The sequence below is a fragment of the Microbacterium sp. Bi128 genome, assembly GCF_918698205.1.
Map to the genome: position 1 here is coordinate 1 of NZ_CAKKMM010000136.1, position 9,865 is coordinate 9,865.

A 9,865-nucleotide genomic window follows, 5' to 3' on the forward strand; every position below is an offset into this window, starting at 1 on the left:
GCCCGGGACGGTGGCCACCGGCAGTGCGGGACTGCTCAGCGGGGGAGCGGGCGGAGCCCTTTTCGCTCTGCGGCTGTTCGAGCGGACGGGCGATCCGGCCGACCTGCGGTTGGCCGAGCGTCTCCTCGAGGACGACCTGGTCGCGCTCGTTCCGGCCCCGGATGGGTCGCTCCAGATCGACGAGGGGTGGCGCTCGATGCCCTACCTCGCGACCGGATCGGCCGGGATCGGCGTCGTGCTCGCCGATCTGCTCCCCCACTCCCGGGATCGCGAACGCTACCGGGAGCTTCTGGACGGACTCATGCGCACGGCGATGACGGGATTCGCCATTCAGAGCGGCCTGTTCCACGGCCGCGCGGGACTCCTTCTCTTTCTGCTCCATGTGCGCGACCGCATCGACGACGTCGCCGCCGTGGACCGGGCCGTGGCTCATCACGTGGGCGAGCTCGCCGTTCACGGGCTTCGTCGCCCGATCGGGCCGTCCTTCCCCGGCGATGGGCTGCTCCGTGCGTCCTGCGACCTCGCCACCGGATCCGCGGGGGTCCTGGCGGTCCTCGCCGCGTACCGCGCGCAGCAGAGCGGCGAGTCCGACCCGCTCGCCACCGCGCTGCCCGGCATCCCGCCGAGGCGCGGTCGCGCCGGCATGCTTCCCTCGTCCGCCGGGACGTGGGCGATGACAGGAGGGAGGTGAACGATATGGGCTACCTGCTTACGCTGCAGAACCTCGACAAGGGCGAGGACGAGCGTCGCGACGCGACGTTCTCGAGCTTTCACAGCATGACGCTGTGCTTCAGCACCGCTTCGACGACGCTCTGCTGATCGCCCCGGTCCCCGGTCGCGTCCCGTGCGGGGCGGGCGCCGTTCCGCCTCCGCGCGGGACGCGTCCGCCCCGTTCCGCGGCCGTTCGTGGGCCCGGTCCCCGGGCGTGACGCGCGACCCGCGTAACGTAGAGGCATGGCATCCGAAAACCCCGCCCCCTCCGTCGAGGCGGACACCGCCCCCGAGCAGCTCACGTTCGCCGATCTGGGACTGGATGCCGCTGTGCTCAAGGCCCTCAAAGACGTCGGCTACGAGACCCCGTCGGCCATCCAGGCCGCCACCATCCCCGTCCTCCTGCAGGGCCGCGACGTCGTCGGCCTCGCCCAGACCGGTACCGGCAAGACCGCGGCTTTCGCCCTGCCCGTGCTGTCGCAGATGGAGACCGGCCACAAGAACCCTCAGGCCCTCGTGCTCGCCCCCACGCGCGAGCTCGCGCTGCAGGTGTGCGAGGCGTTCGAGAAGTACGCCGCGCACATCAAGGGCGTCTCGGTGCTCCCCGTCTACGGCGGCCAGGGCTACGGCCAGCAGCTCTCGGCCCTGCGCCGCGGCGTCGACATCGTGGTCGGTACCCCCGGCCGCATCATGGACCACCTCGACAAGGGCACGCTCGACCTCAGCGAGCTGAAGTACCTCGTGCTCGACGAGGCCGATGAGATGCTGAAGATGGGCTTCGCGGAAGACGTCGAGACGATCCTCGCCGACACCCCGTCCGACAAGCAGGTGGCGCTGTTCTCGGCCACCATGCCCGCGCAGATCCGCCGCATCTCGGCGCAGTACCTCAACAACCCCGAAGAGATCACGGTCAAGACCAAGACCACGACCTCGGCGAGCATCACGCAGCGCTACCTCGTGGTGTCGTACCAGCAGAAGATCGACGCGCTGACGCGCATTCTCGAGGTCGAGAACTTCGAGGGCATGATCGTCTTCACCCGCACGAAGAACGAGACCGAGACGGTCGCCGAGAAGCTGCGCGCCCGCGGATACACCGCCGCCGCCATCAACGGCGACGTCGCCCAGGTGCAGCGCGAGCGCACCGTGAACCAGCTGAAGTCGGGCAAGCTCGACATCCTCGTCGCCACCGACGTCGCCGCGCGCGGCCTCGACGTCGAGCGCATCAGCCACGTCGTCAACTACGACCTGCCGATCGACACCGAGTCGTACGTGCACCGCATCGGTCGCACGGGTCGTGCCGGCCGCACCGGCGACGCGATCAGCTTCGTCACTCCGCGCGAGCGCCGCATGCTCACCGCGATCGAGAAGGCCACGCGCCAGCCGCTCACCGAGATGACGCTGCCGAGCGTGGACGACGTCAACGCCACGCGTCTGACGCGCTTCGACGACGCGATCACCACCGCCCTCGAGGACACCGCCGCAATCGCGACCTTCCGCGACGTCGTCGCGCACTACGTCGCCCACCACGACGTGCCCGAGCAAGACGTCGCCGCGGCGCTCGCCGTGGTCGCGCAGGGTGACACTCCCCTCTTCATGGAAGAGGAGACGATCTCGCAGCCGCGCTTCGACCGTGACCGTGACCGCGCGCCCCGCGAGGGTGGCGACCGCGAGGGCGGCCCGCGCCGCGAGCGCGACGGGCGCTTCGCGACGTACCGCATCGCGGTGGGGCGCCGTCAGCGCGTCGAACCGCGCCAGATCGTGGGGGCGCTGGCGAACGAGGGCGGCCTGCGCCGCAACGATTTCGGGGCGATCCAGATCCGCCAGGACTTCTCGCTCGTCGAACTCCCCGCCGACCTTTCGCGCGACACGATCGCCCGCCTCGCCGACACGCGCATCTCGGGCCAGCTCATCGACCTGCGCCTCGACCAGGGCGGCCGCTCCGCCAAGCGCAGCGACCGGCCGCAGCGCCGCGATCGCGATCGCGACTGACCCCGCGGCATCCCCCGTTCGACGCCCTCGCGACCCTTATGGTCGCGGGGGCGTCGCCGTTGCGGCGGGTGATGCCCCGCGCGGGGGCGCGGTTCGTGGACCGGGGCGCACATCGACCGCCCCGGTGCACAGAACGCGCCCCGGTGGCGAAGCGGGTACGCGGCAGAAGTTGAGCCGATTCATATCAAGTCTGCTTGACGCGCCGGGGGTCCCGCGATAACCTTGAGTCATCGCGGCTCAACCCGCGAGCAGACTTCATCAACACCGAGTCGTGGCATCCGTCCGGCTCATGATCAAGGAGACACATATGCCCCGTGCAGTGGGAATCGACCTCGGTACGACCAACTCCGTCGTGAGCGTGCTCGAGGGTGGCGAGCCGAAGGTCATCGCCAACGCCGAAGGCTTCCGCACGACCCCCTCGGTCGTCGCGTACACGAAGGACGGCGAGGTGCTCGTCGGCGAGACCGCCAAGCGCCAGGCCGTCACCAACGTCGACCGCACCATCTCCAGCGTGAAGCGCCACATGGGCACCACGTGGAGCTTCGACGTCGACGGCAAGAAGTGGACGCCGCAAGAGATCTCGGCGCGCATCCTCCAGAAGCTCAAGCGCGACGCCGAGGAGTACCTGGGCGACTCGGTGACGGATGCCGTCATCACGGTGCCCGCGTACTTCAACGACGCCGAGCGTCAGGCGACGAAGGAGGCCGGCGAGATCGCGGGCCTCAACGTCCTGCGCATCATCAACGAGCCCACCGCCGCGGCCCTCGCGTACGGCCTCGACAAGGGCAAAGAGGACGAGCTCATCCTCGTCTTCGACCTCGGTGGCGGAACGTTCGACGTCTCGCTCCTCGAGGTGGGCAAGGACGACGACTTCTCGACCATCCAGGTGCGCGCCACCGCCGGCGACAACCGCCTCGGCGGCGACGACTGGGACCAGCGGGTCGTCGACTACCTCATCAAGCAGTTCAAGGACACCACCGGTGTCGACGTCTCGGGTGACAAGATCGCCCTGCAGCGTCTGAAGGAGGCCGCGGAGCAGGCCAAGAAGGAGCTCTCGTCGTCCACGTCGACGAGCATCAACCTGCCCTACCTCTCGCTCACCGACTCGGGTCCCGTGTCGCTGTCCGAGACCCTCACGCGCGCCAAGTTCGAGGACCTCACCAAGGACCTCCTCGACCGCACCCGCAAGCCCTTCTCGGATGTCATCCGCGAGGCCGGCGTCAAGGTCGACGACATCGCGCACGTCGTGCTCGTCGGTGGCTCGACCCGCATGCCCGCGGTCGCCGAGCTGGTGAAGAAGGAGACCGGTCGCGACGCCAACAAGGGCGTCAACCCCGACGAGGTCGTGGCCGTGGGCGCAGCCCTGCAGGCCGGTGTCCTCAAGGGCGAGCGTAAGGACGTCCTCCTCATCGACGTCACCCCCCTGAGCCTCGGTATCGAGACCAAGGGCGGCATCATGACGAAGCTCATCGAGCGCAACACCGCCATCCCGACCAAGCGCAGCGAGACCTTCACGACCGCCGACGACAACCAGCCGTCGGTCGCGATCCAGGTCTTCCAGGGCGAGCGCGAGTTCACCCGCGACAACAAGCCGCTGGGCACCTTCGAGCTCACCGGTATCGCCCCGGCTCCCCGTGGCATCCCGCAGGTCGAGGTCACCTTCGACATCGACGCCAACGGCATCGTGCACGTGTCCGCGAAGGACAAGGGCACCGGCAAGGAGCAGTCGATGACCATCACGGGCGGCTCGTCGCTGCCCAAGGAGGACATCGAGCGCATGGTCCGCGAGGCCGAGGAGAACGCGGCGGAGGACAAGAAGCGCCGCGAGTCCGCCGAGACCCGCAACCAGGCCGAGACCCTGTCGTACTCGATCGAGAAGCTGATCAAGGACAACGAGGACAAGCTGCCCGAAGAGGTCAAGACCGAGGTCCAGGGCGACGTCGACGCGCTCAAGACGGCTCTCGCCGGCGACGACGACGACGCGGTCAAGACCGCGTTCGACAAGCTCAACGCCAGCCAGGGCAAGCTCGGCGAGGCCATCTACGCCTCGTCGCAGGCCCAGGGCGAGCAGGCCGACCCCAACGTCGGTCAGCCCGGCAACGGCGAGACGCCGAACCCCGAGGAAGACGTGATCGACGCCGAGGTCGTCGAAGACGACAAGCCCGAAGACAAGAAGTAAGCGACAGAACCATGGCACACAAGGACGACGAACAGCCCCAGGGCTCGGGCGCCGGTCCTGACGAGACGACGGGGCCGGAGGAGAACACCTCCGGCCCCGCGCCGTCGGACCAGACCCCGGATGCCGAGGGCCTGACCATCGAGGACATCCTCGGTGCCGAGCAGACCGACGAGGCAGCCGCAGAGGGGGCGTCCTCCGACAAGGAGGCCTCGCTGCTGGTCGATCTCAAGCGCCTGCAGGCCGAGTACGCCAACTATCGTCGGCGTACCGAGGAGCAGCGCGAACGCGAGATCGAGCGCGCCAAGGGCGAGGCCGTGAAGGGCCTGCTGCCCGTCATGGACGACCTCGACCGCGCGGTCAAGCACGGCGACCTCGTCGAGGGCACCGCTTTCGCCGCCATCGGCGACAAGGTGCGCGCCGTGGCCGAGCGTCTCGGCGTGGTGTCGTACGGCGCCGCCGGCGAGCCCTTCGACCCGCAGCAGCACGAGGCCATCTTCCAGGCGCCCACCCCCGGCGTGACCGAAGCGACGATCCTCGAGGTCGTCGAGGTCGGGTACCGCCTCGGCTCGATCGAGCTGCGACCGGCCAAGGTCGTCGTGGCCGTGCCGGCCGAGTAGGAGGACGCATGGCGAGTCAGGACTGGTTCGACAAGGACTTCTACAAGGTCCTCGGCGTCGACAAGGGCGTGAGTGCAGCCGATCTCAAGAAGACGTACCGCAAGCTCGCGCGCCAGTACCACCCCGACTCGAACCCGGGTGACGCGAAGGCCGAGGCCAAGTTCAAAGAGATCAGCGAGGCCTACGCCGTGCTGAACGACCCCGAGCAGCGCGAGGAGTACGACCAGATCCGGGCCATGGGCTCGGGGGCGCGTTTCTCCGCCCCGGGATCGGGCGCCGGAGGCGGCTTCGACGACGTCTTCAGCCGATTCGGCCAGCAGCGGGGCGGATCGACGGGCCCCATGCCGGGTGGCTTCGACGACTTCTTCTCGATGTTCGACCAGCAGGGGTCGAGTTTCGGGTCGGGGCGCTTCGGCCAGACGACCGGCGGTTACCGCGGCTTCGGCGGTCCGCAGCGCGGTTCCGACGTGACGGCCCGGACGACCCTCGACTTCGTCACCGCCGCCAAGGGCGAGACGATCACGCTCCAGGGCGAGGACAACGTCCCGTTCAAGGTGAAGATCCCCGCCGGGGTGTCGGACGGTCAGAAGATCCGTTTGCGCGGACGGGGCCGCCCGTCGCCGGACGGCGGCGAGAGCGGCGACATCGTCGTGACGGTCGCGGTGCGCACGCACCCGGTCTTCTCCCGCGACGGCCTCAACCTGCGGCTCACCGTCCCGATCACCTTCACCGAGGCGGCGCTGGGCGCGACGATCGAAGTGCCGACGCTCGGCGGTGACACCGTGCGTCTTCGCGTCGCCCCGGGCACCCCGTCGGGTCGGGTGCTGCGAGTCAAGGGCCGTGGCATCCATTCGTCCAAGGGCACCGGCGACCTCCTCGCCGAGGTCCAGGTGGCCGTGCCCGACCACCTCGACGATGCTGCCCGCGAAGCCCTCGAGCGCTTCCACGCGCTCGAACCCAAAGAAAACCCCCGCGCCGACCTGATGTCCAAGGCGCGCCAGTAACGCCGGGCTCCTGGCATCCGCGATGATCGGATGCCAGGAGCAGGCGATCGACGAGAGAGGAGAGGCCGTGTCCGACAGGGAACTCGACGAAGACGCTCCGATCTTCGCGATCGCCGTTGCGGCGGAGCTGTCCAACATGCACCCGCAGACGCTGCGGCAGTACGACCGGCTCGGTCTGGTCGTTCCCGCCCGCACGCAGGGCGGGTCACGGCGGTACTCCAGCCGCCACGTGCAGCAGCTGCGGGAAGTGGCGCGTCTCTCGAGCGAGGGGATGAGCCTTCCCGCGATCGCGCGGCTGCTGACCCTCGAAGAGCGCGTGCACGAGCTCGCGCGACGCGTGAACGACCTCGAGCGTCAGCTCATCGCTGAGCGACAGTCGCGTCCGGGGGCGCGCGTGTTCGCCGCCGGGGCCACCGGGGCGGTCGTGACGCTGCGCCACGGGGCGCGCGTGCGCCGGGCGACCGACGTGGTCCTCTGGCGTCCGCACACCCCGCACGACGACTGAGCGGCGATGACCGCGGGTGTTCGGCGAGGCGCTGTTCGCCCGGGATCACCCCGCAGAGGGTCGAGCGGGCGGCGGCATCCCGAGCCGTAAAGTTCATGCATGGGCTCGACCACGACAAGCGCTCAGGGTGAGGATGCGGCGGTGACCGCGGGGCCGTTCCGTCGCGCGGTCGCGGGCAGGAGGGGCGAGACGCGTGCGAGCGTCGCGTGGGGGCGTGCGACGTACTGGCCGCTCACCGTCGCCGCCCTGGCCTTCCTCTTCGCCTACACCTTCCAGGTGATCGGCGACCTCGTCGGGCTGTGGTCGATCGTCTGCTCGGCGGTCGTCGCGCTGACGTGGGTCATGTTCATCACCGACTACCTCGTGCGTCTGTCGCTGAGCAGCCCGAAGCGGCGGTGGGTGCGCGCGCACCTCTTCGACGTCCTCGTCGTGATCCTCCCGACCCTGCGCCCGGTGCGGCTCCTCGGCGCGTTCACGCGGTTGGCATCCTTCAGCAAGAGCGTGGGCAGCTCCCTTCGCGCCCAGATGCTCATCTACGGCGCGGGTGTCGCCCTGCTCCTCATCTGGCAGGCGTCCCTGGCCGTCCTCTCCGCCGAGCGGCATGCGCCCGGGGCGAGCATCACGAGCTTCGGCAACGCCGTCTGGTGGGCGTTCTGCACGATCACGACCGTGGGCTACGGCGATTTCACCCCGATCACCGTGCAGGGGCGCGTCGTGGCGGTGTTGCTGATGCTCAGCGGCGTCGTGCTCGTGGGCCTCATCACCGCGACGTTCGCATCGTGGGTGCTCGAGCGCGTGACTCGCGGGCACGAGGACCAGCTCCCCGCCACCCGGGCCGACATCGAGCGCGTGTTGGCCGCCCTGCCCGCTCCGGTCTCGGACGGGAGCGATCCGCAGAAGCGCGGGTGACCGGGGCCGCTCGACGTTCGACGACGGACCCGGTCGCCGGCCGCGGCCCCGCGGGGCGGCACGGTACTCTGTCAACCTTCGACAATTGGGAGGCAGCCGTGTCCGAACTCCGACCGCTCGCCATGGGGGACCAGATCGCGCACCGTCTGCGCGTCGAGATCATCCGCGGCATCATCCCCGCCGACACCCACCTCGCGGAGGACAGTCTCGCGGCACGCTTCGACGTCAGCCGCGGTCCCGTGCGGGACGCCCTGCGCCAGCTCGAGGTCGAGGGGCTCGCGGAGGACCGCCGCAAGCGCCTGTACGCGCGCGCGATGGATCTGCGCGACGTCGAAGAGTTGTACGTCGTCCGTGAGGCGTTGGAGTCCCTCGCGATCCGGCTGGCGATCCAGAATGCCAGTGCGCGCGATTGGGACCGCGTGCAGGGGATCGTCGACGAGATGGCCGTCGCCGCCGCGAAGGACGCCGGGGAGCGCTTCGCCGAGCTCGACATGGACTTCCACACGAGCTTCTACGTCAACTCGCAGAACCGCCGCCTCCTCGACGCGTGGCGGCCGTACCAGCGCATCTTCGCGATCCTCTTCGAACTCAGCGACACCTCCGACATCGCCTCGGCAACCGAGGATCATCAGGGCTTTCTCGATGTCATCCGTACCGGTGATGTGGATGCCGCGGTGCACCGGCTGCGCTTGCACCTGACGCTCGCCAAGGGGCACGTGCGCGACGTGCTGCGCGGCCTGGCGGAGCGCTCCGAGTCCTGAGCGACGGCCGCTCGTCGGCGTCACCGCGTCATCTCGCGGCGTCGCCTTGACACCGTTCGCCTGCACCTTTATGTTGACTGTTAACAGTAAACAAATCGTTCAACGGTGATCGGTTCCTCGAACCCTTGCCGTCCAGAAGGGCTTCGAGTGATGTCTCCCGCCACCTCCACCGTCGGGCACGGCCGTACCGTGATCGTCGGCCCGGTCCGCTACGCCGAACTGTGCGGAACCGGCCGCCGGATCCTGCTCGACCACGGCTTCACCCTCGTCGAGAACGAGTCGACGGTGCCCTGGACCCAGGCGGAGTTGCACGAGCTCCTGCAGGGTGCTGACGCCGCCGTCGCCGGCGTCGAGGTGTACGACGCCGAGGCCCTGCAGCACGCCGATCGGCTGCAGATCATCTCGCGGCTCGGCGTGGGGCTCGACAACATCGACCTCGATGCCACGCGCGAGCGCGAGATCCGGGTGGTCAACGTCCCCGGCGGTAACGCCGCGGCCGTGGCGGAGCTCGCCATCGGCTTCATGATCGCGGTGCTCCGGCGCATGCCCGAGATGGATGCCGCCACCAAGGCCGGGCGATGGGATCGCTTCGTCGGCCGCGAGCTCGCGGGCAAAGCCATCGGACTCATCGGCTTCGGCGCGATCGCGCAGCTCGTGGCACGGCGCCTCCAGGGATTCGACGTGGAGATCACCGCCTACGACCCCTTCGCCGACGAGTCTGCGGCGGCCCGACTGGGCGTACGGCTCGTCGCCACCCCGGCCGAAGCCGTCGCCGACGTCGACATCGTGAGCGTGCACGCGCCCCACGTCCCCGCGACCCACCACATCGTCGACGACGCCCTCATCGCGGCGATGCGCGAGGGGACGATCCTGGTCAACACCGCCCGCGGCGGTCTTGTCGACCAGGCAGCCCTCGACCGCGGCCTCGCCTCGGGCCGGATCGCCGGTGCGGGACTCGACGTGTTCGAGCTCGAGCCGACGTCGGCCGACAACCCCCTCTTCCACCACGACAACGTCGTCGTCGCGCCGCACGCCGCCGCCGACAGCCGCGAAGCGTACGAACGCATCGGGCTGGCCACGGCGCAGGCGATCGTCGACGTCTTCGCCGGCCGGGTGCCGGCCGCGCTCGTGGCCTGAGCCCCCACCCGCACCACCCCACCCGAAAGGAACACCGATGTTCACCTCACAGC

At 69.5% G+C, this 9,865-nt stretch carries 10 protein-coding genes; all 10 read left to right on the top strand.

The annotated features are described in order from the left end of the window. A partial coding sequence (locus tag LQV45_RS11580; protein WP_230007158.1) for a lanthionine synthetase C family protein occupies positions 1-691 on the top strand: 691 nt, incomplete at its 5' end. A gap of 5 nt (positions 692-696) precedes the next feature. Then, positions 697-819 carry a SapB/AmfS family lanthipeptide gene (locus tag LQV45_RS11585; protein WP_230007159.1) on the top strand — a complete coding sequence of 41 codons (123 nt, stop codon included), beginning with the start codon at positions 697-699 and terminating at the stop codon, positions 817-819. Positions 820-954: 135 nt separating this feature from the next. Continuing rightward, on the top strand, positions 955-2,700 hold the full coding sequence (locus LQV45_RS11590) for a DEAD/DEAH box helicase (RefSeq protein ID WP_230007160.1): 1,746 nt from the start codon (positions 955-957) through the stop codon (positions 2,698-2,700). Between the two features lie 307 nt (positions 2,701-3,007). Continuing rightward, positions 3,008-4,879, top strand: coding sequence for a molecular chaperone DnaK (gene dnaK / locus LQV45_RS11595; RefSeq protein ID WP_230007161.1), 1,872 nt, complete (start codon positions 3,008-3,010; stop codon positions 4,877-4,879). 11 nt (positions 4,880-4,890) lie between these two features. Further along, complete coding sequence (locus LQV45_RS11600; protein ID WP_138173922.1) at positions 4,891-5,496, top strand: nucleotide exchange factor GrpE; 606 nt, start codon at positions 4,891-4,893, stop codon at positions 5,494-5,496. Positions 5,497-5,504: 8 nt separating this feature from the next. Further along, positions 5,505-6,500, top strand: coding sequence for a DnaJ C-terminal domain-containing protein (locus LQV45_RS11605; RefSeq protein ID WP_230007162.1), 996 nt, complete (start codon positions 5,505-5,507; stop codon positions 6,498-6,500). A 67-nt stretch (positions 6,501-6,567) separates the two neighbouring features. Next, the gene (locus LQV45_RS11610) at positions 6,568-7,005 is read left to right on the top strand and encodes a heat shock protein transcriptional repressor HspR (protein ID WP_230007163.1); all 438 of its coding nucleotides are present in this window, start codon (positions 6,568-6,570) and stop codon (positions 7,003-7,005) included. A gap of 99 nt (positions 7,006-7,104) precedes the next feature. Then, a complete protein-coding gene (locus LQV45_RS11615) occupies positions 7,105-7,914 on the top strand; it encodes a potassium channel family protein (protein ID WP_230007164.1) in 810 nt (269 codons plus the stop codon). A 98-nt stretch (positions 7,915-8,012) separates the two neighbouring features. Then, positions 8,013-8,675 (top strand): GntR family transcriptional regulator, encoded by a 663-nt coding sequence (locus LQV45_RS11620; protein ID WP_230007165.1) that lies wholly within the window; start codon positions 8,013-8,015, stop codon positions 8,673-8,675. A 150-nt stretch (positions 8,676-8,825) separates the two neighbouring features. Further along, positions 8,826-9,812 (top strand): phosphoglycerate dehydrogenase, encoded by a 987-nt coding sequence (locus tag LQV45_RS11625; protein ID WP_230007166.1) that lies wholly within the window; start codon positions 8,826-8,828, stop codon positions 9,810-9,812. The last annotated feature ends 53 nt before the right edge of the window (positions 9,813-9,865 follow it).